The sequence below is a fragment of the Stratiformator vulcanicus genome, assembly GCF_007744515.1.
Lineage (GTDB): Bacteria > Planctomycetota > Planctomycetia > Planctomycetales > Planctomycetaceae > Stratiformator > Stratiformator vulcanicus.
Genome location: NZ_CP036268.1, coordinates 2293870 through 2318121, shown reverse-complemented (window position 1 = coordinate 2318121; position 24252 = coordinate 2293870). Strand labels below are relative to the sequence as shown.

At 58.8% G+C, this 24252-nt stretch carries 18 protein-coding genes; 8 read left to right on the top strand and 10 right to left on the bottom strand.

Annotated features, from left to right (window positions below; translation table 11 throughout):
- Positions 1 to 103 precede the first annotated feature (103 nt).
- Positions 104 to 802 carry an LON peptidase substrate-binding domain-containing protein gene (locus Pan189_RS09080; protein WP_145363606.1) on the bottom strand — a complete coding sequence of 233 codons (699 nt, stop codon included), beginning with the start codon at positions 800 to 802 and terminating at the stop codon, positions 104 to 106.
- 306 nt (positions 803 to 1108) lie between these two features.
- On the opposite strand from Pan189_RS09080, the gene nth reads away from it, so the two are divergent.
- Both nth and dcd read left to right on the top strand, forming a co-directional pair.
- On the top strand, positions 1109 to 1801 hold the full coding sequence (gene nth / locus Pan189_RS09075; protein WP_310821277.1) for an endonuclease III: 693 nt from the start codon (positions 1109 to 1111) through the stop codon (positions 1799 to 1801).
- Positions 1802 to 1873: 72 nt separating this feature from the next.
- Complete coding sequence (dcd, locus tag Pan189_RS09070) at positions 1874 to 2452, top strand: dCTP deaminase (protein ID WP_145363604.1); 579 nt, start codon at positions 1874 to 1876, stop codon at positions 2450 to 2452.
- Between the two features lie 111 nt (positions 2453 to 2563).
- Here dcd and Pan189_RS09065 read toward each other — a convergent pair whose 3' ends face one another.
- The gene (locus tag Pan189_RS09065) at positions 2564 to 4036 is read right to left on the bottom strand and encodes a Gfo/Idh/MocA family protein (protein ID WP_145363603.1); all 1473 of its coding nucleotides are present in this window, start codon (positions 4034 to 4036) and stop codon (positions 2564 to 2566) included.
- A 152-nt stretch (positions 4037 to 4188) separates the two neighbouring features.
- A complete protein-coding gene (locus tag Pan189_RS09060; protein WP_310821276.1) occupies positions 4189 to 5427 on the bottom strand; it encodes a lactate racemase domain-containing protein in 1239 nt (412 codons plus the stop codon).
- 195 nt (positions 5428 to 5622) lie between these two features.
- On the opposite strand from Pan189_RS09060, the gene Pan189_RS09055 reads away from it, so the two are divergent.
- The 4 genes from Pan189_RS09055 (at position 5623) to Pan189_RS09040 (ending at position 9238) form a co-directional block, all read left to right on the top strand.
- Complete coding sequence (locus Pan189_RS09055; RefSeq protein ID WP_145363601.1) at positions 5623 to 6216, top strand: RNA polymerase sigma factor; 594 nt, start codon at positions 5623 to 5625, stop codon at positions 6214 to 6216.
- A 208-nt stretch (positions 6217 to 6424) separates the two neighbouring features.
- Positions 6425 to 6967 (top strand): PspA/IM30 family protein, encoded by a 543-nt coding sequence (locus Pan189_RS09050; protein WP_145363600.1) that lies wholly within the window; start codon positions 6425 to 6427, stop codon positions 6965 to 6967.
- Positions 6968 to 7127: 160 nt separating this feature from the next.
- Complete coding sequence (locus Pan189_RS09045) at positions 7128 to 7871, top strand: DUF455 family protein (RefSeq protein ID WP_310821275.1); 744 nt, start codon at positions 7128 to 7130, stop codon at positions 7869 to 7871.
- An 86-nt stretch (positions 7872 to 7957) separates the two neighbouring features.
- Complete coding sequence (locus Pan189_RS09040; protein ID WP_145363598.1) at positions 7958 to 9238, top strand: acyltransferase family protein; 1281 nt, start codon at positions 7958 to 7960, stop codon at positions 9236 to 9238.
- Here Pan189_RS09040 and Pan189_RS09035 read toward each other — a convergent pair.
- Positions 9207 to 10676, bottom strand: a complete 1470-nt coding sequence (locus tag Pan189_RS09035; protein WP_145363597.1) for a sulfatase — start codon at positions 10674 to 10676, stop codon at positions 9207 to 9209. The two genes, Pan189_RS09040 and Pan189_RS09035, sit on opposite strands and share 32 nt — an antisense overlap.
- Positions 10677 to 10848: 172 nt before the next feature.
- On the opposite strand from Pan189_RS09035, the gene Pan189_RS09030 reads away from it, so the two are divergent.
- Complete coding sequence (locus Pan189_RS09030) at positions 10849 to 11355, top strand: hypothetical protein (protein ID WP_145363596.1); 507 nt, start codon at positions 10849 to 10851, stop codon at positions 11353 to 11355.
- A gap of 2 nt (positions 11356 to 11357) precedes the next feature.
- On the opposite strand, the gene Pan189_RS09025 is transcribed toward Pan189_RS09030, so the two are convergent.
- The 3 genes from Pan189_RS09025 to Pan189_RS09015 form a co-directional block, all read right to left on the bottom strand.
- Positions 11358 to 11828, bottom strand: a complete 471-nt coding sequence (locus tag Pan189_RS09025) for a tRNA (cytidine(34)-2'-O)-methyltransferase (protein ID WP_145363595.1) — start codon at positions 11826 to 11828, stop codon at positions 11358 to 11360.
- Between the two features lie 46 nt (positions 11829 to 11874).
- Positions 11875 to 13137: a hypothetical protein gene (locus Pan189_RS09020; RefSeq protein WP_145363594.1), complete on the bottom strand. Its 1263-nt coding sequence runs from the start codon at positions 13135 to 13137 to the stop codon at positions 11875 to 11877.
- 336 nt (positions 13138 to 13473) lie between these two features.
- Positions 13474 to 14838: a trypsin-like serine peptidase gene (locus Pan189_RS09015; RefSeq protein WP_310821274.1), complete on the bottom strand. Its 1365-nt coding sequence runs from the start codon at positions 14836 to 14838 to the stop codon at positions 13474 to 13476.
- Positions 14839 to 15533: 695 nt separating this feature from the next.
- Here Pan189_RS09015 and Pan189_RS09005 point away from each other — a divergent pair.
- Entirely contained in the window at positions 15534 to 19760 is a 4227-nt protein-coding gene (locus tag Pan189_RS09005) for a class I tRNA ligase family protein (RefSeq protein WP_310821273.1), read from the top strand.
- 165 nt (positions 19761 to 19925) lie between these two features.
- Here the strand turns inward: Pan189_RS09005 and Pan189_RS09000 are convergent, their stop codons facing one another.
- The 3 genes from Pan189_RS09000 to Pan189_RS08990 form a co-directional block, all read right to left on the bottom strand.
- A complete protein-coding gene (locus tag Pan189_RS09000; RefSeq protein ID WP_145363592.1) occupies positions 19926 to 20999 on the bottom strand; it encodes a deoxyhypusine synthase family protein in 1074 nt (357 codons plus the stop codon).
- Between the two features lie 88 nt (positions 21000 to 21087).
- On the bottom strand, positions 21088 to 21522 hold the full coding sequence (gene speD / locus Pan189_RS08995) for an adenosylmethionine decarboxylase (RefSeq protein ID WP_145363591.1): 435 nt from the start codon (positions 21520 to 21522) through the stop codon (positions 21088 to 21090).
- Positions 21523 to 21836: 314 nt separating this feature from the next.
- A complete protein-coding gene (locus Pan189_RS08990; protein ID WP_310821272.1) occupies positions 21837 to 23981 on the bottom strand; it encodes a COG1361 S-layer family protein in 2145 nt (714 codons plus the stop codon).
- Between the last annotated feature and the right edge of the window lie 271 nt (positions 23982 to 24252).

Sequence of the window (24252 nt, the reverse complement as noted above, 5' to 3'; positions counted from 1 at the left end):
CGGCAAATCGAAGACGGTGATTGAATACCCGGTCAAGTAGCGGGTTCCGGCTTCGATTAATACAAACTCGATGAGTTTCTGTGCGCAGAAGCCGCCACAGGCTCTAATTGGAGCTGAATTTCGGCGGAAATTCGGGTTTCAGCGGTCCGGTCGGCCCGACCTCGTTGATGAGGATCTCGCGAATAATCTCGCTGCGATCGTCAATGTCATCGGCGCAGAGCATCTTGTAAATCATCGGTCCCGACAATCCCAGCGCTGAGGCGATGACGTCACAAACGAGTCCCAGGGAGACGATCGGGTCGGTCGCCGACTCGATCACGCCTTTCAGTTCGACCTTCGGATACTTTTTCTGAAAAAGTGCGATCAATTCCTGCCGACGCGAAACGCGGTCAATTTGTGACGGGATGAGAGCCCGATCCTGTTGAACTTCGAGCCGACCCACGCGGTACGGCAGATCGTTCGTCTCCTCGGACAGCACCTTGGCTCGCGCTAGCCCCTGCAACATCAGGTAGTAGCGGCCGTCCTCAAGTTGCTCTTCGGCCGCGATCTTTCCGAGGCAGACGTGATCGTAGATCTCAGGCTCGTGAAACTCCGGCGTGTCGTCCCAGCCCGGCTGCAAAACCGCCATCGCGATATAGCGATCGGACTCCAACGCGTCAGCCGTCATCTGCCGATAGCGAGGCTCAAAAATGTGCAGCGGCATCAGCACGTGCGGAAAGAACGCCACATTAGGCAGCGGGAACAACGGTACCCGACCGGAAAAGTTCTCGAGTTGGCTCGACAGGTCGAACGGGTGTTCCATGGTCTGAAAAATCGATGAGTGGTCTTCGAATACTCCGCTGGAATCCGTCAATTTTATGCGCCGGACCACTGAAGGACAGACTATTTGCTCGGTATTTCTCTATTGCGGCTGATCGATCCGCGTCAGCAACGCGACAATCGGCATCACTGAATCGGCAAATGCGCGGCTATCGTGACTGCAATGCACGACCTCGCCGCCCCTCGAAATTTCGATTGCGCCGAAGGTTCGTATCGCACCTGCTCTTCGCCTAGACTCTCACGGCGGAATCGTACTGCCTTATCTGCTCGGAAATCACGGAGAATTCAGTTGCCGCGTGCAACCGCGAAGTCGAAGTCCAGTGATGCGGGCGTCTCAAGTGACCAGCGCCGGCGGGCCGGCACGATCGTGCGTCGGTTGGCCAAAACCTATCCCGATGCCGAATGCGCGCTGGTGCACCGCAATCCCTATGAACTGGTGGCGGCGACAATCCTCTCGGCCCAATGCACCGACGAGCGGGTCAACTTGACGACCCCCGCCCTGTTCAAGAAATACCCGACGCCCGAGAAACTCGCTCGTGCGAAGCAGGCCGATGTGGAAAAGCTGGTCCAGTCGTGCGGTTTTTTTCGCTCAAAGGCCAAGAGCCTTCTCGGCATGGCACGCGGGCTGGTTGAAAACCACGACGGCAAAGTCCCTCAGGATTTGGACTCATTAGTGAAGCTGCCCGGCGTGGGCCGTAAGACCGCGAACGTCGTACTCGGGGTCGCGTTCGGCATCCCCAGTGGCGTGGTCGTCGATACTCACGTCAAGCGGATCAGCAATCTGCTCGGCCTGACACGAAGTAAGAATCCCGAGATCATCGAACGTGATCTGATGGCCGTGCTGCCGAAGAAACACTGGATCGACTACTCGCACCGGCTTATTCATCACGGACGGCAAATCTGCAAGGCCCGGAAGCCAGCCTGCACCGATTGCCCACTGCTTTCGGTCTGCCCACGCGTCGGCCTCGACCCGCTCGAATGATCCCTTTGTCGTTTCAATAACATAGAGCTTTAACGTCCCTCACCACTTACCTCTTACCGATCACCTCTGTCAATGATTCTGACCGGCCCCGAAATTCACGCGCGCCTCGGCGGCGATATCAAGATCGATCCGTTCGAAGAAAGTCGGCTCAATCCGAACAGCTACAATCTGACGCTGCACAACGAGCTGATGGTCTACGACGACATCGAACTCGATATGCGGCGGCCCAATAACGCGACGAGGAAGATCATTCCCGAAGAAGGTTTGCTCCTCGCCCCGCAGCGGCTCTATCTCGGCCGTACCGTCGAAATGACGGAAACGCACAACTTGGTACCGATGCTGGAAGGCCGCTCGTCCATCGGCCGACTAGGTCTGTTCGTGCATGTGACTGCGGGCTTCGGTGACGTCGGCTTCCGAGGCTACTGGACTTTGGAAATGTTCTCCGTCCAACCGATTCGCATCTATCCGGGCGTCGAGATCGCCCAAATCTTCTTTCACACCGTCGAAGGCGACATTCGCGAATACACCGGCGGCAAGTATCAAAACAACCGCGATATCCAACCGAGCCTGCTCTACAAAGAACTGCTCCCCGATCCGCAGAAAGAGCTCACGTTCGATGATGAACCCTATTTCGATTCCGGGTTAAGCTGAGCGACTAAAAAGGCCCGCGGTTCGCCGGAACCACGGGCCTTCTTTTCACGTGAACGACTGCGATTGCGAGCAACGGCTGTCGTTGTCTCATCAACCTTACAATCGTTCCGATTACACGCTCTCTGCTGAAGGGACGACGAACGGCTCGCGATACTCGCGAGTCAGCATCGGGTTGGCTTCTTCGGACCGCACGCCGACGAATTTCTCCTTCGACGGATCGATCATCAGCTTCGGCCCCAAGGCCAGAGGTGTCTTCCCAAGGTCGACGCCGTTCTTCTTGAGATGACTGACGGTGCGGTCGAAGGTTTCGACCGCTTCATCGTTGCCATCAAGAGCTCCGCGAATCTCGGATTCGCTCGACTCCTCGCCAAGGCGATAAGAAATATTGCCGAGATGGCACAGGGCACTGGAGAGATGGCCGTCGAGAATCTCACCATTCAGGACCGTGCGGTCTCGATTGCGAACGCCTTCGACGAAGTTGTCGAAGTGGTCATTCGTGGAACCGCCGCCGAAGCTCTTGACCTTATTCCAATCCTTGTCGAAGACGGACGACCGACCGTAGCTGTGCTGAACGGCGTAGCCTTCACTTCCGTAGAAGATCACCCCGATCTTCGCCTGCTTGTAGGCGTCCGTCTCGAGGCCGCGGGTTTCGAAGACCAGCTTTTTGCCATTCGGGAAGGTGTGAATCGAAACCTCCGTGTTGGCCGTCGTCCCGGCGTCTTCGTAGCCGAGCCGGCCGCCGTACGCGACGACCGAGTCACCGATGTTCTCAACGCCGAGGCCCCAGCGGGCGACGTCCATCTGATGAATACCCTGGTTGCCGAGGTCGCCGTTGCCATACGGCCACTGCCAGTGCCAGTCATAATGGAACTGCTTTCGCGGCACATCTGAAAGCATCGGTGCAGGGCCGAGCCACTCGGAGTAATTCACGCCCTGCGGCACGCCATACGAGCCGGCCGGGCCGATGCTCTTGCGGCGTTTGTAGCACAAACCGCGAGCGAGCTTGACCTCGCCGATGCCGCCGTTCAGGACGTACTGCACCATCTCGCGGGTGCCCTTCATCGTCCGGCACTGCGCCCCGAATTGGCAGACTTGGTCGTACTTGCGGGCCGCATCAACGATCCGGCGACCTTCCTCGACGTTATGGCTGACCGGCTTCTCGACATAGACGTCCTTGCCCGACTGGATGCCCCAAATCGCCTGCAGCGCGTGCCAGTGATTCGGTGTCGCCACACTGAAGATGTCGATGTCTTGAGCGTCGGCGGCCGCGCGGCACTCGTTGTAGTATTTAGGCCGCTTACCGGTCCGCTTGTAGACCTCTTCGACACCCTTCTTCTGACCGACACCTTCGTCGGGGTCGACGACCGCAACCACCTCGCAGTTGTTCCGATTGATGAAGCCGTTCAGGTGAGTCTTACCCCGGCTGCGCAGACCGAGGACCGCAACGCGAAGCGTGCTGTTGACGTCCTGCTTCGCTTTGGCCAGTGCGGTCGGAAACGTGAAGGGCGCGAGGGAAGCGGCTGCCGCGGCGGCGACAGACTGGCCGAGAAATTTCCGACGGTCGGTATTTGTTGGATTCGACATCACAATACACCTGAGAGCTGTTGGAGTGGGCGGGATCAGCGAGATGATGACAATCTTCGTGTCGTCGAATTTTCGCTGACGAACCTATCAGAGTATGTCGAAGTGTACTCCCCCGGTCCGCAGCGATGCAAACGGGCATTGGGGAACTTCGATCAGTCGAGCACTTCGCCGAACGCGTGCTGAGCGGAACCGACGATCAGAATTTCGTCTTCGCTCGAGAGCAGGCGGCGAACCTCGTCTTCATGCTCGAGCGGGATGAAGAAGAGGTCTTCGACGAGGTCGCTGCCGAGCTGACTCAACAGATAGACCCGGGCCCAATCGAGCGCATCAACGAGTCGCGACGTGTCGCCGAGGTCAACCGCCGCGTTTTCTCTTTTGAGGGCACTGACGACGTCAATCGGTTGATCGAAACGTGCCAGCGCCGCGATCTCTGCGGGCGGTTCCTCGCTGAGATCGGTCAGCACGACGATGCGACCGTCCCGACAAACCAACCTGCGGGCAACGTCGACGGCCGCAGCGAGGCGAGACCACGCCTGCCCGGGGGAGTCGCCCAGTGCCGAGTCGACCGCCACGACGACGGTCTCCGACCGCTCGGGCTGAGACAATTTCCAACTTTCCGTTTGGTAACGCTTCAGTCGGCGGAACACCGGTTCCGTGCCGCCGGCCAGCAGTTGGGAAATACCGCCCCCTGCCCCGGCGACCGCTTGGACGGTGAACTGCGTCCCCAACAACCATCCGATTTCGTCAACGGTCTGACGGAGAGGACGTTCGTCGTCGGGACCGAGTTCACGATGCCCCGCACCTCGGATTCGCTGAATCGCCTCCACGTTCGAGAGCCATGGGTAAAACACGCTGTTCGTGCCGCAGTAGCCCAACAGCGGATCGAATGCCGTCAGGCCGATCGAAATCACGACATCCGCATCAATGACATGGCTCGAAAGATAGATGCGTTCCCCAGTCGAGGTTGAAGCCAGATAGCGACAGGCCGCCTCCGATCCCGGATCATGCTTGATGTTTTGGTACCGCGCATCTTCAGTGCTCTCGGCAACGTCTCCGCTGTCGGCCATCGTCTTTGAACTCGGCACGACCGTGATTCCATCCGCATCGATCCCCGCTCGGACCAATCGTTCGATAACGGCTGCGGTCAGCTCCGGCAGGTGCGGGGTCCGAGCATCGACAACCACGACAACCTGATCGCCGGGGATGACCGATTCCTCCAATTTTGGAAATTCGACCGGATCGTCGAGCGCCGATTCGAGCGTCGCCGTCACGTCGGCAAGTCTTGCGGGCCCCGTAAAATGGCCCGTCACCTGTTCGACAGGCAGGTCGAGTTCAAGGCACCGATCCGTTCCGTAGTGAATCGAATACTGATGCGTGTTTTCAGGAAGCAAAATGTTGAGGCTTCAATGAAGGAGGGAATCACAACGGACAATTCGCCCACGGCTTCTGTTGGGGCGCCTGCTCTTTCACCTTATGTTAAGCGTCTGCAGTCCGGCAGCAATCGAGAGATTGGCCGCAAGGACCGGACCGCAACGATTTTCCCAGCCTTGTTCAATCCCGAACCAATCGCCGACGCAGCTTCCCGGATGAGTGACGACGATTTGATGATCGGCCTGCAGTCCGGGGCACGCGATGCGTTCGCGCAGCTCGTCGAGCGCTATCAGTCCCCGCTAATCGGATTCTTCTTCAAAAACACCCGCGACCGTCAACTGGCCGAAGATCTCAGCCAAGAGACGCTGTTGCGTGTCTACAATCAATCGTGGGACTACCTACCTCAGGGCCGCTTCCGCGGATGGCTGTTCCGCATCGCCCGTAACCTGTTGATCGATACCGTCCGGAGACGCACCAATGACGCACTGGTCCATTCGGTCCGCCCCGGCTCGGACGATGAGGTCAACATCCTGACGCTGATTTCTGACGGACTGCTGCCGCCGGAAGTCAAAGCGGGACATCGCGAACTCAAAGCGATCGTCGACGACATGCTTGAAGAATTGCCCGAAGAACAGCGGCTGACCTTCACGATGCATCACTACTCAGGTTTGACGCTCTCGGAAGTGGCCGACGCCCTCGACACGTCGGTCGCGACATCGAAGAGTCGCCTGCGATTGGCCCGCGAAAAATTGCAGGCTCGCCTGGCCCGAATCGGGCTGACCGATCCCTCTGAGCGGCAGGAGACGTGAGATGAAACGGCCGGGAACTTGTCGGACTGATCGGCCCCTCGCACTCGATTCCCAGCGACGAGCGGAGGTCGCCCACCAGTCCGCGCGATCACTACAACCCGAATGGCTTTTTCGGCCACAATGCCGTTTTAAGGCCCGCGCCGGTGAACCGAATCGCTCACAGGACCGTTCACGTCCGCACCATACGGCGGGCGAGGAGAGTTGAATCATGCCTTATTTCAGTCGACTAACCGATATCGTCACCTGCAATCTCTCCGACCTGATCGGCAAGACGGAGAATCCCGCGGAGGCGCTTTCGGAAATTCTCGCCGAAATGGAACAGGGGATCGCCGGGGCGCGCCGCAGCGTCACGACGGCTTCGGCGAACGTCGAGCGGCTCAAGGGCGAGATTAAAGAGCAACAAGCTCAAGTCGGAATCTGGATGGAACAGGCTCGCAAACGCATCGCCGATGGAGACGAGGAGGCCGCTCGCCTGGCCTTGATGCGCAAGCAAGAGGTCGAGGACGTCATCGCGGGACTCGAACAGGAGCAGCGGGCCGCGGAGAAGACGAGAGTCCATCTGGAAACGACCCTCCGAGCTCTGGAGGGACGCATGAACGATGCCCGTCGCAAGCAGGCCGAGCTATCCGGCACCGCCGACGCCGCGCCGGCCGCGTCTGCAATCGCCGCCACGATGTCTCCCGAGGAGCAAAGCCGAAGAAAATCGGTCGATGACGAGCTCGCCGCGCTCAAGAAAGAACTCGGCGGTTGAAGACGCTCTCCAATGTTTGTCCGACGATCTCCGGCCCCCGTTTGCGACACAGGATTTAATGTCGCAACCGCGCCGAGCCCCTCTGGAATTGCCGAAGGAATCCATGGAGCTTTCCGCCTTTGCCGAACGGGTACTGCAAAGCCCGTCGCTCGAACAAAAATTGCTGCCTCCCGAATTGCCGCTTACCGACGACTCGCCGGGGCCGCCACGTCGCCCGGTCGAGCCGGCCCGGCCGGACAACCTTCAGTTTGCCGCTCCCAAAACCGCCCCCGCCATGCCGAAGGGTCCCGCCCTTCGTGAGCCGGCCAAACAGGCGATTGCTCACCACGTGATGGCCAATCATGAACTGCAGGCGCTGGAGGTCATGGCGTTCGTCCTGCACGCCTTCCCGGAAGCCCCGCCCGAGTTTCGACTAGGGCTGATCGACGTGATGCGAGACGAGCAAAAGCACACCCTGATGCACCTCCGCCGCGCCGAAGAACTCGGCCAGCCGTTCGGTTCGTTGCCGGTGAATTGCTACATCTGGAAAAAGTCACAGGCCTGCGAGTGCGTGCTCGACTATCTTGCGACGCTGCCGCTGGTGTTCGAGGGCCGCAATCTCGACCACACACTGGAGTTTGAGCAGTACTTCCTCGACGCCGGCGACAAAAAAAGCGCCGGCATCATGCGCGCGATCCACCGTGACGAAATCGAACACGTGCGCTTCGGCCTCGATTGGCTGCGAAAGCTAAAGCCGCCCGGCAGCGACGACTGGGAGGTCTTCAACCAGCACCTCCACTACCCGCTCCGCGCGGACAAAGCCATCGGCGACCAATTCCACGACGAACCCCGCCGCGCGGCGGGGATGGGGGAGGAGTTTATTGCGCGGTTGAGCGGCAGCGCGCTCCCTGACGGTCGCGGCTAAACGAGAGAGGTGATCTACGCGCCGAGTCCGCTTTTTCCTAGCTTCCGCAGCGTACCGATCCGATTCCTCTTGCGGCGCTAGCAGGGATGGCCGAACCCGACGTGACGACCGTCTCGATTTCGCACCCGAAATCGAATTCCGAATTGCGCACATCTCGTCGCATTCCTGAGTTCGACGCGATTCGCGTTTGGGCGACCGGTGCGGTCATCGTGCTTCACGCCGCGTACGCCTATTGCATCTGGCCGATGCCGGGGCTGGTCTGGCCGGTGCCGATCGATCAGCCGAGTCCGCTGGCCAATGCCGCCTTCTGGTGGATCGAAGGCTGGGTGATGGCCGTCTTCTTTCTGATGAGCGGCTATCTCGCTGCGCAAACGGCGGAACGCGGGGCGTGGAAACTGATCACCAGCCGCACGCAGCGCCTGCTCATTCCCCTGCTCACGATCGGCATCGTATTTGTCTTCGCAGATCTCGTCATCTGGTGCGTCGGCTTCGGCCTCACGCAGCAGGCGACGTGGCGAGAAGTCTTTCGGATGACGATTCCGCACGACATCAAGACCCATTTGTTCGGGCCAAGTCACCTGTGGTACCTCCAGTACCTCTTCCGGCTTTGCCTGTGCGTCGCGGCCATCTCGGCGGCCTCGGCGATGCTGCGAAAACGCGGAATTTCGATGCACTTGCGAGTGGCCGACCTTCTCTCGAAACCGATCGCATTCGGATTTGCTCCGCTAGTTGCCTTCGCCGGATGCCTCGCAATTTTTCACTGGTCGCCAGAGGTCTACCTCGGATTTCAGCACGACTTTCAGCCCTATCCGCCGAAGTTCTTGCACGGCACCTTATTTTTCGGTCTCGGCCTGCTTCTACATCGTTGCGATGACCCGCTTGCCGCGCTGCGCAAAGGTTGGATCGTTTATCTTTCCGCAGCGGCAGCCGTCTTTGTGCTGCTATTGCCAGTCGTTCACGAGACGCTGGCGGGCGACCGCCTTGCAACGACCGATCATCTACGCACATTGCTCCTCGCCGCATTCGCCACCACGGCAACCTTCGGGCATCTCGGATTATTCTCGCTCGGCAACTTTGGAAAGAGCGAGCGCTGCCGCTTCCTAGCCCGCGCCAGTTATTGGACTTATCTCCTCCATCATGGCCTCGTCGGCGCGGTTGCGACCGCGCTCTATTTTGTGCCGATTGCCGCGACGCTGAAGTTTTTCATCGCCGTGCCCCTCGTCGGGGCCACCTGCCTTGTGACGTATCGCCATTTCGTCATGGGCCGGTGGATTGAGCGGCTGCTCGATGGCAAGTTGTTCGTGCGGCCGAAATCCGATTCGGCCCGAGCACCGGTTAATGCTCCCGGACCGGCGGAAGCGGCGTAATCCCGGCATCGGTCTTCCGACCGGTCGCCTGCGACGGGTCGTACTCGGGGTTCGGCGCGCCCATTTGGGCACCGACTTCGCCCCGCCACCTGTCAAGTAAGTGATAGAGCCGCTGTGCGATCGCGGGTCGCTCCATCGCCAGATTGTGATCTTCGTGAATGTCGGTTTCTAAATCATAAAGTTCGAGTCGGTCGTCCTCGTAGAATTCAATCAACTTGTATTTCCCGGACCGCACCGCCCCGTGAGGCCGCGCTCCCACGGCGTGATAGTGAGGATAGTGCCAATAAATGGCTTCTCGCTCTAAATTAACATCCGGGTCTCTTAAGAGCGGAACAAGACTTGAGCCGTCGACCTCGGCGGGGAGTTCTTCATTCAGGGCGAGAAGTTCGAGGACCGTCGGCAGGTAATCAACCGAAATAATCGGCTCATGACACACGCCGCCGGCCTTCGTAATGCCAGGCATCTTAATGATCGCCGGTACGCGCACGCCTCCTTCGTAGACGGTGCCTTTTCCCTGACGAAGCGGATGATTGCTCGTCGGGCCTCTGCCTGATTTATCCAAGCCTCCGTTGTCTGACGTGAAGATAATTAGCGTCTCCTCAGCCAAGCCGTTTTGCTCCAATGTGTCGAGTACTCTTCCAACCGCGTCATCGAGCGAGCGAACCATCGCGGCATAACCCGCGTTGTGATGCACGGACTCTCTCTTAACAGTTGGTGAAATATTCTCGATATAATCCGGCTTGCCCTGAATGGGCGTGTGGACCGTATAGAACCAGTAATTAATGAAGAACGGTTCGTCCTTCCAGCTTTCAATCAGCTTGCACGCTTCCCCGGCGAGCAAGTCGGTCAGGTAGTCGCCTTTCTTTCCGCCTTCGGGAAGGTACGGAACCTGCCGTCCCCCGCGACCGTACGGATAGAAATAGGATCCGGGCAGCCCCATGTGTCCGCCGCCGACGTTCACGTCAAAACCCTGGTCGGTCGGCAGGTAGCCAATCCGTCCTTCGACCGACCGCGGCGACAGGTGCCATTTGCCGATGTGCGCGGTTTGATAGCCTGCTTCCGAGAGGACATCCGCGATCGTCACTTCTTCAATCGGCAGCTTCTTTGTCCAGTCAGGAAGTTCGAGTTTGCGGTTCGTAATCCACGTGTGCCCCTCAATGTAGTCGGTCAGATTCAAACGCGCCGGATACTTCCCCGTCAGCACGGCGGCGCGTGTCGGCGAACAGACATTGCACGCCGCATATGCATTCGTGAATTGCACGCCCTCCGCGGCGAGCCGGTCAATATTCGGGGTCTGATAAAGGTCGCTGCCGGCGTAACCAAGATCGGTCCATCCGAGATCGTCGACCAGAAACAACACCACGCTGGGTCGCTCGGCAGCCATCACCAATTGATGCGACAGACCTAGAAACGCGAACGCGACAATGAGACGAAGCATGGGCAGAACCTATCAATATTTCCTTGAGCGATCACGCTCAACCTAGTCGACGAATCGCAGCGAACACAAGGGACGGCATGATTCTCTGAGTTGCAAAATATGCTACGGGCGATCACCATCTCAGCACACCGTCGATACGTTTTCCAGAAGTCTCGGCCCTACCTGACCGACCATGTTAAATCTACTATTTGACCGCCTCCGCTACGACGAAGATGAGCGCCGCATGATGCGGGCCGTCCGCTTCTGGGGATTCGTGCTCGTCCTCAGCCTATTCGTTGGATACTACGGGCTGAAAGAGGTCCGCTATCGCGTCTTTGGAACCCGTGCGGATGCCAAAGTGACGAGCATTTCGCAGCCGAAAGGCAAAGACAACGAGAACTTAAGACGGGTGAGGTTCTCGATAGAAACCGAAGATGAAGCCAACCGGCGAGGCGAAGAGGTCGTTGGCAAAAGTTGGACACCGCCGGGCCGCGATTCACTGAGCGTCGGAGACAGTATTGAGGTTGTCTTTCTATGGGGAGTCGAAGAATCATCACGTCCCGCGGGGACCGAGAGCAACTTCGTTCTCGTCATCTTTTTAATCGCTGTGACGGCCATCACGTTGGCCTGCATCTTCTTTTGGCAATGGGCCAGCAAACAGGCGAACTATAAATCGCCGCAGTATCGGGCGCATTACTAATCTCAAGACAAATCAATCTGACCACCGAACTGCCGCACCGCTTCATAAACAACGGTGTTGGCGGTGCTGGCGAGATTGAGGCTCCGCACTTCCGGCCGCATCGGCAACTCGATTGTGGTCGCCCGATGCTCCGCCAGAATCGACTCCGGCAGGCCCTTCGACTCACTGCCAAACAGCAGGATATCGCCTCGCTCGAAAGTCGCTTCCCAAATCGTGCGGCCGCCGCCGTTCTCAACGCACCACACCGTCGCCTCGGGATACCGCCGCGGCACCTCCCGCCAATCATCGACCGCTTCCCAGTCAAGATGCTGCCAATAATCCATCCCCGCCCGCTTCAGATAACGATCGTCCAATCGAAATCCGAGCGGCCGCACAAACCACAACTTCGCCCCGACGGCCACACAAGTGCGACCGATATTTCCGGCATTCTGAGGGATGTCCGGACGATGCAGGACGATGTGGAGGAATGACATTGGTGATTGATGAGTCCTAAAATATTCAGCTTGGCAAACTGAACCTTTAATCTGCGCCGGGCAGCGATTGCTGCTGAATGACGATGTCAAGCGGTTCTCCGTCGCTGCCGAAGGAGGGATCGCGACCGTCATCGATGCCATTCGACCCGACCCCGTAAACGACAAGTTGATCATTCTCAACAAGAATTTGAAATGGTTGATCCGTATAAGGATCGAGAACAGGCTCCGGCAGAAATCGAGGAACCAACTCTCCCATTTCCTGCGGCCATCTTCCGTTTAATTTCTCAATGCGAATCGCCGCGACGAAAACGCGCATCGCCCTTGTATAGGCTTCCGCCCGAGCGAAAGCTTTCGCGAGAGTCTCAGTCGCCCCAATGAGAAGCAACATGCCTCCGTCGCCAAAACCCGTGTCATGTGCAACCTCATGGGATGCGGTATCGAATGCAATGTTCCATTCTCTGATGGAAAGCCTGGTAGCGCCCAAATACTTTCTCAATGACCTTAACAGGAAGAGTCGGTCACCGGCCGGTGACGTATTTCGAAGTAGAAACAGGGTTCTCGATCGCTCGCAGATAAGCGATTCCGTCGCCATATCTTTGAACTTAATTGACTTCAACTTATTTTGAATCGACAAGAGTTGATCATCGTTTAATGTTTCAGCCGTTCGCTCGACGCACGGCTGCAGCATTCTGACGAGATTGGCGCGAATCAATTGCACGATCGGCTCCGGTGTCCGCCCGATCGCACTAATCATTCGCAAGATTGCGAACTGCGCATCGTAGATACGTTCCGGCCTATCGTCGACCGTCGCTCGATAGCACTCCACCGCGAGCAGTCGCGTTGCCCATCTCAGGTCTTCACAGAACTCTTGCGGCAAATCATCCAAGCTGTCGTAACCAATCTCAGCGAATATGTATCGACCGCGATCATCGAAATTAATCAACCGATCGATCGTTGAACGCAGTTGATCGGAGGTCGATCGTAGAGCGGCGACATACGCCTCCGGATCATCGACTTCCTCAGGTGAAAGCAGGTATTCGTAGTTCCGCTCGGCATCGACGAATGCCTGCTCCGCGGACTCATCAACGACCACCCATTCACCCTGCCCAATAGGGTCCGATCCGACCATTTGCCTATGGTACGCCCGCATCTCCTCCGGAGTGATCGGCTCTCCCGCCGCGCGAATCCGCGCGATCTCCGCATCTAAGGCCCATTGAGGACGAAGGTAAAACCAATACCCGCCGCCGCCGCAAAGTAGCAGGACAACGGCCGCAACCGACGCCAACGTCACCCACACCCAATGCAGCATGCCACAATCCGACGCCTTCTGCCTCGAATCCTTCTCCCTCTTATTTAGGGCGGATGAAATCGTGCGATGCTGTCGCGCTGACTCAGTTTCGGAAGACTTCGAACGATGGCGCCGTGGCGGCAGGTCAGGCATCCAATGCTCTTCTCATAAGGGGTGGGGCAGGCGCATCCGATGCATGTTACTCACCCGAGAAAGGCTGGATGTCCATGACCGCAACAGCGAGTTGTCTACGACCGCGTCGCTCATGTTAATCCGAACAAAATCGACCGCAGGTCTCGCCGGAGCGGGATTCGAGAAATGTGGGCCCGCTGCCATCACAATGACAGCCGTCCGTAATTACTCTTCGATATATCCCGCGATCTGATTCATAACGTCGTTAAAATTGCCTGCCAGATCTCGGCGCCGGTCGCGGGTCAATTTGCGAAATTCAGCGTCGGACAGGCCCGTCAGTGCACCCAACGTCGGATCGCAGAGTTTGTCGGCATCCGCTTTGATGTCGACGTACATCTGATAGAGACTTCGCAATTCCCCTTTGATCGACTCGGGTAACGACTCTTCAGCCAGCACCTCGTGATAGGCCGATTCGGTCTTAAACCGGAGTACCTCATCGATTTTTTCGCGACTCTTGGTCGCTATTTCCTGAGCCTCGCTCCCGAGAAAACGACGGCGTTCGTTTTCGACGTATCGCTCACGCGTAGACCGTCGTGCCCGCGCGTACTTAATCTTGGTCACCCCGATCGTGCCTCGGTAGCTTGAAGCCACACGACGAGCAACGTAGTTCAGGTTGTAGCCGTCGAGGAACAGCTTCGCCGCGATCTCCCGTGCCGAGTTAAAACCGAAACGGCCTTCGTATTGTTCGGTGACTCGCGTGATTCGACGTTCGCGGTTACTTTCCGATGTCGACCAGAAGTTTTCGCAGGCATCCGCGGCAATTTCCGAAGACTTGGCGAAGCTTCGACCGATCTCCTCGTAGTCCGCATTGCCTACGATTTTAAAGCTCGTGATGCCCAGAACCTCAAGATTTTCCGCTCGACAAACCGGTCCTCCGCTGTAGCCCGGCTTCACTTCGATGTCGAGATAAAGTTCGTCCGGGCGAGCACCTTTGATGACCGCCTGCCGGGAATAGGTTGGATCCGGTTTGCCGTCGCGACCCGGATTGCCGAGCACCACTACTGCATCGTCAAGCTCTGGCTTGCCCCCGCGTAGGAAGTAAGGCCGATGATCTCCCATTGGTTCAGGCAATACCAGCACGGCAACATCTTGCGCAGAGTCGAAATACATCAACTCAGCCCCCTTCACCGTCTCCTCGTGGTCCTCTTCCGGGTTAAATACGAATAGCAAATCCTTCGGGTCACGAGCGACGACACAGTGCGCGGCCGTTACAATCGTTTGGCGATCCTCAAACAAAAAACCTGACCCGAAGCCCCCGTCAGGCATCTTAATGAGACAAGTCGCCGCTTTGCGGATGTTCTGGACCTGCAGATCATCGAAGTTCAGCTCAATCGAATCGGTATTTGCAACAGGAACGTCGATCCGATCAGTCATCTCGTTCCCGAGGCTGACTCGGACCGTCATCGACTCGGGCTTCTCAAATGTCAACGCTGCTTCTGCTTCATCTTTTTCTGCGGTTTTCGCTTCGACGACGCCCTCGGTCTCACCGTCGATGATTTCGTACGTCGCGCCATAAACGTTCGATTTCACGGTCAGAAAGATGGTCTGCCCAGTTCGAAATCCCGACGACGAACTTTCGCCACGCTCACCCAGCGAAACAACCCCTCGTTCTTCAACTGCAGTGGGCTGTTGCGTCGCTACGGGCTGCCCCGGAGGTCGGTACGTGGTCACAGCCGGGGGCGCTGAAGGTGTCGAAGAAAACTTCATTACAATATTTGCGCCCACAATCAGCACAGCAACACAAACGATACCGATAGTCACAATCCCGACCACCTTGGTCAGTTCACTCGAATCGGGCTGTTTCGATTTCCTACTCGGTCGACGATTTGGCGATTTCGACCGACTTCTGCGGGCAGACTCGGGAGGGAGGGCACGTCGTGGCATGATGATGACTTGCGGACTATCGAGGAGGTATCATCCGATCGGAAAGGAGTCGTCGCGTACGCGATTTCAAGCGACAATGGGCAATCACGTTCAGACTGAACACTTATCGACAACCTGTCAAGCACCGCAGACTTCGATAACGACAATTCCGTCGATGTCCCGCATCCCTGCCATTGGGGAACCGTCAGAATCGATCGCTTCTTGCTCACCAGCCCTCCCCGAACCCATCCTTTCCCGCTTCTCTCAGCCCCGTTACGATTTGCGACTTGCTTCACACCAATCGACGACCAGCCCGAGGCCCCAGCCGTCGGGACGCACGCTCAACGACTACCAACGCTGCCATGTTCCAAAAAGTCACGGACGCCCGATTCCTTGCCGGCGAGCACGAGGTTCTGAAGTTCTGGACCGAGAAAGACATTTTCGCCAAGCTCCGCCGGCAGAACGCCGGTGGGCCGAAGTGGTCGTTCCTCGACGGACCGATCACCGCCAACAATCCGATGGGTGTCCACCACGCGTGGGGCCGGACGTACAAGGACGCCTACCAGCGGTTTCACGCGATGCGGGGGGCCGAGTTGCGCTACCAGAACGGCTTCGACTGTCAGGGGCTGTGGGTCGAGGTCGAGGTGCAAAAGGAGTTCAACCTCCAAACCAAGGACGACATCCGCGAGTTCGGCGTCGACAGGTTCGTGCACGAGTGCAAGAAGCGTGTCCTCCGCTTCGCCGCCCGGCAGACCGAACAGTCGATCCGCCTCGGCTACTGGATGGACTGGGACGCCCCGGCCACGCTCCGCAAGCTCGCCGACCACATCGGCACCGACGACGAACTCACCGTCACCACTCCCTCGGGCAAGGAAGCCACCGGCACCGCCGAGGAGATCGTCGCCAAGCTCGGCAACCCCGAATGGGGCGGCAGCTACTTCACCTTCAGCACCGAGAACAACGAGACGATCTGGACCTTCCTCAAGAAGTGCTACGACCGCGGTAAAGTCTACCGCGGCTACGACGTCATGCCCTGGGGCGGCCGCACGGGCAGCGCGTATTCGCAGATGGAGGTGAATGACGGCCGCCGGTTGACGACGCACCGGGCCGTGTTTGTGCGGTTCCCGATATTGCGGGATGAAGCTGTCAGCTCTCAGCCATCAGCCATCAGCCAAGAAAAAGCAGCTGATGACGCGACTTCCCCCCTCTCCCTGGGGAGAGGGGCCGGGGGTGAGGGGAACACGGCGGCGCCCGCTCAACATCGCCGCTCTGAGAGCGAATCGGCCGTCAGCGAACGAGCATCCGACGGTGAGACAGATTCGAAAGGCCCCCGCAGCCCCTCATCCGCCCTTCGGGCACCTTCTCCCCAGGGAGAGTCGGCACAGCCGACTTTTGGGCCTGCGGCAGCTCAAGAATACCTGCTGGTCTGGACCACCACGCCTTGGACCCTCACCAGCAACGTCGCGGCGGCGATAAATCCGGATCTCGATTACATCAAGGTCCGCGCCAAGCGGGACGGGGCGGTCTATTACTTCGCGAAGGACAACCTTCATCACCAACGCCTCGCCAGCGAATTCAAAGACGGCTTCGGACGCCCGGAATGGAAGTGGCCGAAGGGCGTCGCCAAGTTGAAGACGCTCGCCCAAATGTTTAAGGAACAGGGCGGGTTTGAAGAGTTGGATACGGTGAAGGGGGCGGACTTAATCGGCCTGCGGTATCGGGGGCCGTTTGATGAGTTGGAGGCGCAGAACGAGCAGAAGGAAAAGCCTGGCTTATCTTACTGGCGTGGCGGCAAGCAGGCTTTCTACGACTTCGTCGAAGCGGTTGAGGGCAAACATCCCCTCCAACAGTCGCAAATACGAGCATTAATTGCGGAAACGAGCGGCCTGCTCGAGGTTGTCGGGTCTTTCTCGAATTCGCTCCTGAACCTCGTTGCCTTCGATTTCGCGTTTTTCGAATGGGAGAAGCAAGCTGACCAGCCAACTCTGCAGGAATCTGCATCAAATTTTGATCGACTGCATAAAGGCCTTAGAGGGGGAGAATATCGTTCAGATATCGACTCTCTCGCAATGTTGATCGAGGAAGCCCGCGCTGGCAATTCAGAGATATGGCCGATTGTGGAAAGATTTGTGGCTATTCTCCGAGAGGTGATCGTCTGCCTGGAGAAAAATGAATCGGCCTCAGGCGTCGAGTGCCACCGCGTCATCAACGGCGGCCGCGACAACAAGGGCAACCCGATTGTCACCGCTGGCGAGGGTACCGGTATTGTTCACACCGCTCCCGGTTGTGGTGATGTCGACCACACGCTCGGCGAAGAGAACGGCCTCGTCGCGATCGCCCCGCTCGACGAACAAGCCCGCTTCATCGACGGCTTCGGCGAATTCACCGGACGCGACGCCACCGATCCGGAGACGGCGGACCTTGTTATTGAGCGGCTGAAGGAAAAGGGTTTTCACTTTGCGGACGAGGTCTATCCGCACATCTATCCGCATTGCTGGCGGACGGGGACGGAATTAATCTTCCGGCTCGTCGACGAGTGGTTCATTAATATGGACTGGCGTGACGAGATTAAGGACGTCGTGCAGGAAATTGAATGGCTGCCGGAGTCGATTCAGGGCAAGGAGCGCGAGACCGAGTGGCTGACCAACATGCGCGACTGGATGGTCTCCAAGAAACGCTTCTGGGGGCTGGCGCTGCCGATCTGGATCAATCCCGATGACCCGACCGACTTCGAGGTGATGGGGTCACTCGGTGAGTTAAAGGATCGGGCCGTCGAGGGCTGGGACGTGCTCGAAGGGCACACGCCGCACAAGCCGTGGATCGACGCCGTTAAAATTAAGAGCGAGAAGACCGGGGCGATTCTTGAACGCGTCCCCGACGTGGGCAACCCGTGGCTCGACGCGGGTATCACGCCGTTCTCCACGATGGGTTACAATCACAATCGCGAAATGTGGGAGCAGTGGTACCCCGCCGACTTCGTGACGGAGTGCTTCCCCGGGCAGTTCCGCAACTGGTTCTATTCGCTGCTGTCGCTCTCCACGATGATGCGGCACGACGAGACCGAAGACCCCAAGGAAAAGCGACCCTTTAAGACGCTGCTCGGCCACCGTCTCGTCACGGACGAGTTCGGACGACCGATGCACAAATCAGACGGCACCGCGATTTGGTTTGAAGAAGCGGCTGAGCAACTCGGAGTCGACACGCTGCGCTGGATGTATTTATCTCAGAACCCCGCAAATGATCTACGGTTCGGGCTACGACATCCAAAGAAGTCTGTTGAATTAAAGACGCCCGACGGGTTGATCAAGGAGACGAAGGACGGATTCGAAACCTGTCTTGTCACCAGCACCCCCGCTGACGAAACCCGGCGTCAAATCTTAATTCCTTTGTGGAACAGCTACGCGTTCTTCGTGAACTACGCCCGTCTCGACGGCTTCGATCCGTCCGCCAAGAAGCTGCCGCATGCCGATCTGACTGAAGGCGATCGCTGGATTCTGTCGGAACTTCAACACTTAATTCGCCGCTCGACGGAAGCCTATGAAGCGTACGACGCTCAAGCCGCTTGCGACGCGGCCGCATTCTTTATTGATGACCTGTCGAACTGGTACATCCGCCGCAATCGCCGACGATTCTGGCGCGGGGCCGATGGTGCCGATACGGACAAGCTGGCCGCCTATCAGACATTGCATCACGTGCTCGTCGAGCTTTCGAAAGTGCTGGCTCCGGCGCTCCCATTTCTGGCGGAGCGGATGTATCGAAATCTCGTCACCAGTTGGGATGACTCGGCCCCGGAGAGCGTGCATCTGTGCCGGTTCCCGTCGCCCGATGAGTCGTTGGAAGACGAGGCTTTAAGGTTCAGCGCGGCGACCGCGCAGCGGGTGGTGCGGCTGGGGCATCGCTTAAGAGAGCAGGCGGAGCAGCGTGTGCGTCAGCCGTTAGCCGAGCTTCGATATTCGGCGACCGACAAAGAAGCCGACGCGATTGAAGCGTTGAAAGACGTGATCGCCGACGAATTAAATATCAAGGAGTTAAACCGAGCGGAAAGCCTCGACGAGTTGGTGCAATATACCTTCAAGCCGAACCTAAAGACGCTCGGGCCAAAGTACGGAAAGCTGTTGGGCGTCATTCGCAAGGAACTGCCGAATCTCGATCCGGCCCTACTCGCCCCGCTGCGGGCAAAGTTGCCCGTCGCCTTAACGCTCGCGGGGCATGAATTGAACCTGGAGCCGGACGACGTGCTGGTCGGGACCGAGCAGTCGACCGACTGGGTAGCGGGGGACGATGGCGATCTTCAGATTGCGCTGTCGACGCACCTCACGCCGGAACTTACCCGCGAAGGCATCGCCCGCGACTTCGTCCGACAGGTGCAGCAGATGCGGAAGGATGCGGGTTTGGAGATTGAAGACCGAATTAAAATTCAGGTGCAGTCCGATGAGAAAACAGTGCAGAAGGCCTTAGCCGAATGGGGCGACTATATCCGCGGAGAAACGCTGGCGGATGCAATCGAAGATGCCGCGAGCGACGATATGAAGTCGGTTAATGTCGGGGATGCGAAGGCAAGACTCGCGGTGGTGAAGAGCGGAAAGTAAAGAGCTTCCCGCATTCATGGGCGGCCCGGTTCTTATAAAACGGGGCGGCGCCGCAAGGCAGCCGCGACTGGTAAGGAGCGGATCATCTGGAGGCCACTTTCTCCATTGCAGCGATGGCGGCTCATTCCTGATCCGCTTCCTTGCGGCGCGGCTAAACGTGAGATATTAAGTGAGCTCGTCGAAGATTGCTTTGCACAGGATCGGCAGCACGACGGTGGCATCGGCGTAGACTTCGGCGAAGCGGCCGCCTTCTTTGGGGGAGACGAATTTGCCCCAGCTCACGCCTTCGGAATAAGTGCAACCGGAGAGGCCGCCCCAGTGGACCGGTTCGGGGCAGATGCGGACGCCGTAGCGGAAGCGGGGGGCTTTGAACTCGGTGCCGATGCGATGGTTCGTGATGTCGTAGTACGGCGCGACCTGCTGGGCCCAGTTGCGGGGGACGCCGCCGCCGATCGTAAAGATACCGATGCGGTCACTCTCGCCGATGAAGCGGGCGTATTCCTGCAGGTCGAGAAACGGATTAAAGGGCGGCACTGCTCGGAACATCTCTTCGGGCGTCATATCAGACGGCGACTTGCCCGATTCTTTCACCGCGAGGCCCATCGCCCAGGTCGAAACGTCGAGGCCGACTTCGCTATCGCTGAAGGCGGGGATAAAGACCGGGACGTTCTGCTCGTAGGCGCTTTTAAGAATCCCCGGCCCCTCGTCCATTTCGGAGAGCGCTTTCCCGAGCGCTTTGCATAGTCGGGCAGACGACCAGACGCCGTCTTCGGGCTGCTCGGTCCGCAGGGTTTGCGAGACGACCCGTTCGACATCGTTGAGATTCGACTCCATCTCCAGTGTGTCGTAGACCCGGTTGTAGCCTTTCTCGAACAGGTCTTCGTCCGACTGCGATGGGTCGTAGCGGTAATGCGTTAAGCCGATCGATTCGGTCAAGCCGTGAGCCATGAGGGCGCCGGTTGAGATGACGGCGTGAACGATGCCGCGATCGATCAATTCGCAGAAGATGCGGCCCTGCTTCGCGACGGTCATCGCTCCGGAGAGCGTGAGCACGACCTTGCAGTCGGTATCTCGTGCCATTTCCAGCAGGACGTCAAACGACTCGCCGAGTTGTCGCCCGGAGAACGCTGTATCTCCCATCGCCCTGAGCAGGTCGGGAAACGTGTTTACCTCGGCAAGGTCGAGGGTCTTTAAGGGGCGGAGTCCGTCGGAGCGGCCGTCGTGAAGTTCGCGGGACATGATGCGAAGGGCGGAGCGTGAAGTGGAGAAACGCAGGGCGGGCTGTGCCCGCCCTACGATGAAAACGCTCGTTTGGCAGCAACGCGGCTTAACAGGTAGCTTCCGCGTATTGCATTGCGGGAGCCTCGTCCGCGTCGTACTCGGTGACGGTGGCTTCGTTGGGAAGCATATCCGATCCGGTGAAGCGAGGCAGGGTGCGGACGGTGACGTCACCCAAGTCGAGTTCCTCGCGCATGTGCTCGAGAATCTTGCGAGGGTCGGTGTCACCGCAGGTGAACACGTCGAGGGCGATCAGCCCGAGATCGGCGTACGTGTGAGCCGAGCAATGGCTCTCATCGAGCAATACGACGCAGGTGTAGCCGGGAGCGGAGTTGTGGCCGAAGTGATATCGGACCTGCGAGATCACGTGCATCCCGGCTTTTGCAGCCGAGCGAGCCATGACCTCCAGCATTCGCCCGTCGTCGAGGCAAACATCCCGCGGCACATTCCGACAATCAATCAGTACGTGATTACCTTTTCCCAACGCATAAACCCTCCCAGAGCATCAAACGGAACCGAACCGGCCAGCACTGCCGGTCGCGTGAGAACTGCGGAATTGTGGGATTGCACCGACCGTGATGCAAGAGCCACATCAGAAAATTCAGCGCCACCAAAATGCGACGGGCCGAACTCCCACCTTCAATGAACAATTCCGCCGCGAATAATATCGGCGCCGGTCGTCCGGAAGAAATCCTCTTTTGGCCACCGTCGCTGAAAATTTTGGCGAAGCAGCGAAAAAAGGCGGGCCGATCGTTTGATCGGCCCGCCCTGAGCGTTCTCGGCGTTCGCTGATTCCGATCAGCCGCCGTAGTACTTCGTCAGTTCTTCGAAGATCAGCGGCTCGGTGATCGAGTCGCTGGCAAGGCGGACGCGGAAGCGTTGGTCGCCTTCGATCGAGCCTTTGACGTGAATCTGGAACACGGCGGTTTTGCCGGCACCAAGGTTGTCGAGCGGTCGGAAGAAGATGACCTGACCGGTGGCCTTGTGGGCTGAAGGTCCGCGGGCATCGAGCAGCATCACGCCTTCCGGCAATTTGCAGGAGATGTCGACGTTGGCCGCTTCTTTGGTTCCGACGTTCTTCACGCGGATTTCGTAAGCCGTCTCGCGGCCGACTTCGACCGGATCGTCGAGATCGACAACTTCGAGAACAAGTGAGGCGATGCCGTCGACTTCGGTCTGCACCGACGTCTCGGCCCGGGCCCCGTGTTCGGAAATCGCACCGGCGAGGTGCTCGAACACGCCTGCTTCCGAAGCGGTCAATTCGAGACTAAGCTCCTTGGTTTCGCCGGCGTCGAGTCGACCGACAAACCAGGTCACCATGCGGTTGAGTTCATCGTAGCGACCGCTCATGTCGGTCTTGGTGAACTCGAAGCCGCTGGGCACCTTGTGGGAAACCCGGACATTGTTGTTCGGAGCGGAGCCGTCGTTGGTGACTCGCAATGTGTACTTCGCGGTTCGTCCGACGTATCGCAGTCCCGGTCCGTCCATTTCGAGCCGCAGGCTCGGAGCGACCACAAAGACATCGTTCGAGGCGGTGCGACTGAGCGTCTCACCGGCTGTTGCGAGGACTTCGATCGGCTGCGGACCACCCTTGGTGGCGGCCAGTGCGAGCCGAATCACTCGGGTTTCGTTCGGAGCGAGCGACCCGATGTTCATGGCCAACTTCTGCCCCTTGGCGTGTTCCAAGCCTTCGGGCAGCGTCGCTTCGACGGTCACGTTCTTGGCCGTTCCGGTACCCGGATTCGACACGACGATCGTGTGCGTTGCCGGATCACCGACCACGACCCGCTCGGGTCCTTTGAGCGTCATGGCGAGCATCGGTTCTTGAACCGAGAATCGCTCGCCGGCCACGTTTGTCGTTCGCACGTAGGCGGCGACGTCGAGGCTGCCTCGGACGCTCGGGACGAGCGAGATGAGGAATGACTTCTGTTCTCCACCGGCGAGTTCACCGATGGTCCAAGTGACGTGATCACCGGCATCGGCCGCGGCGGGCTTGGTTTCGCTCAGCCGGACGGTGGCGGGGAAGAAGGCATCGACTTCGCAGCCCGTCGCGGTGGACGGTCCGTCGTTTTTGACGACGAGTTCAATCTCGCAGACCTGCCCGACGTTGATTTCACTGCGGCGGACCCACTTGACGGAAACCGAAGCTTCCTGAGTCCCGGTCGCTGAGGCGGCGTCGGAAAGGGCGGTGGTGTTGGTCGTTCGCAGAGTGGTTGAAGGCTGGGGCGTCGGCAGGTTTGTACCGAACGCAGGCGTCCGCACATCTTGCGGCTGCATCGACTCAGACAGCGGCGGCAATGTGGTGTCCGCAGGTTCGAACGCGTCAACGCCGAAGTCGATGACTTCATTTCGAGGAGCGGCCTGCCGGGTCACGCTGCCGGTCGCCGGCGGGGTAATCGTCAAACGATTGACCCGCGGGCTGTCGTCGCGAGCGGGCATTGCCGGATCGAATTCCGGCGCTGCTGACGTTTGACGAATCGTTTCTTTGACGGGCCGACGCGACTGCACTTCCGACTCGAGCGCTGCGAACGGATTGCGTCCGGCAAACGGATTCGAGCCGTCCTTGTAGCCGATGGTTTCGATCTGTCCGTACGGGTTGGTCCCGGCGGACTGTTCGAAGCCGGCGTTGGTCGCCTTGGAGGCGGTGTCGTTGGTCGTGGCGGCCGCCTGACGGACGTTCGACGATCGCAACGTGTAACGGCCTTCCGCCGGAGCGGCTGCCGTCTTCGGTTGCGGCCGCTCAGTGCCGAACAGTTGGCGATTGTAGTTTTTCAAGTCGGAGCGAGAGGTCCCCGTCGCACTGCCGCGAGCAAACGAGGCATCGCTGCGCGTGGTGGCTTGGCCGTAGTAGCCGCCCGGCGTGTAGCCGTTTTGAGCGACCGCGACGGCTCCGGCCGTTGTGAGGATCCCGCCGATGGCGAGCACGATTCTACCTAGTCGCATGCCTTCTTCTCCCATGTTCCGATTGAGTCGCGACTCCGCCCCGAAATATCTCTGCGCGATTGTCCCGCGGCGTACCGTACGGGCCGTCGCCGCGGACATGCGGACTGAAACGCACTAATCGGTGGTATCGGTTAGGCAGATTGTGCCACGTGAACCAATCGCAGCACTTCGCGCGATTTTGAGTGAAGAAGCCGTGATTCCAAGCTCGGTGGACCGTTAGAGCGAGCGAGCGACCTCAACTCACTGAATCCAACGCCACAATCGCCCAAGC

What these genes read in the sequence shown, in the direction of transcription:
- dcd (WP_145363604.1), top strand. Translation starts at nt 1,874, where the DNA reads ATGATTCTGACCGGCCCCGAAATTCACGCGCGCCTCGGCGGCGATATC.
- Pan189_RS09065 (WP_145363603.1), bottom strand. Translation starts at nt 4,036, where the DNA reads ATGTCGAATCCAACAAATACCGACCGTCGGAAATTTCTCGGCCAGTCT.
- Pan189_RS09000 (WP_145363592.1), bottom strand. Translation starts at nt 20,999, where the DNA reads ATGTCCCGCGAACTTCACGACGGCCGCTCCGACGGACTCCGCCCCTTA.
- Pan189_RS09035 (WP_145363597.1), bottom strand. Translation starts at nt 10,676, where the DNA reads ATGCTTCGTCTCATTGTCGCGTTCGCGTTTCTAGGTCTGTCGCATCAA.
- Pan189_RS09040 (WP_145363598.1), top strand. Translation starts at nt 7,958, where the DNA reads ATGGCCGAACCCGACGTGACGACCGTCTCGATTTCGCACCCGAAATCG.
- Pan189_RS09050 (WP_145363600.1), top strand. Translation starts at nt 6,425, where the DNA reads ATGCCTTATTTCAGTCGACTAACCGATATCGTCACCTGCAATCTCTCC.
- Pan189_RS09025 (WP_145363595.1), bottom strand. Translation starts at nt 11,828, where the DNA reads ATGTCATTCCTCCACATCGTCCTGCATCGTCCGGACATCCCTCAGAAT.
- Pan189_RS09020 (WP_145363594.1), bottom strand. Translation starts at nt 13,137, where the DNA reads ATGCTGCATTGGGTGTGGGTGACGTTGGCGTCGGTTGCGGCCGTTGTC.
- Pan189_RS09080 (WP_145363606.1), bottom strand. Translation starts at nt 802, where the DNA reads ATGGAACACCCGTTCGACCTGTCGAGCCAACTCGAGAACTTTTCCGGT.
- Pan189_RS09030 (WP_145363596.1), top strand. Translation starts at nt 10,849, where the DNA reads ATGTTAAATCTACTATTTGACCGCCTCCGCTACGACGAAGATGAGCGC.
- Pan189_RS09055 (WP_145363601.1), top strand. Translation starts at nt 5,623, where the DNA reads ATGAGTGACGACGATTTGATGATCGGCCTGCAGTCCGGGGCACGCGAT.
- Pan189_RS08990 (WP_310821272.1), bottom strand. Translation starts at nt 23,981, where the DNA reads ATGCGACTAGGTAGAATCGTGCTCGCCATCGGCGGGATCCTCACAACG.
- Pan189_RS09005 (WP_310821273.1), top strand. Translation starts at nt 15,534, where the DNA reads ATGTTCCAAAAAGTCACGGACGCCCGATTCCTTGCCGGCGAGCACGAG.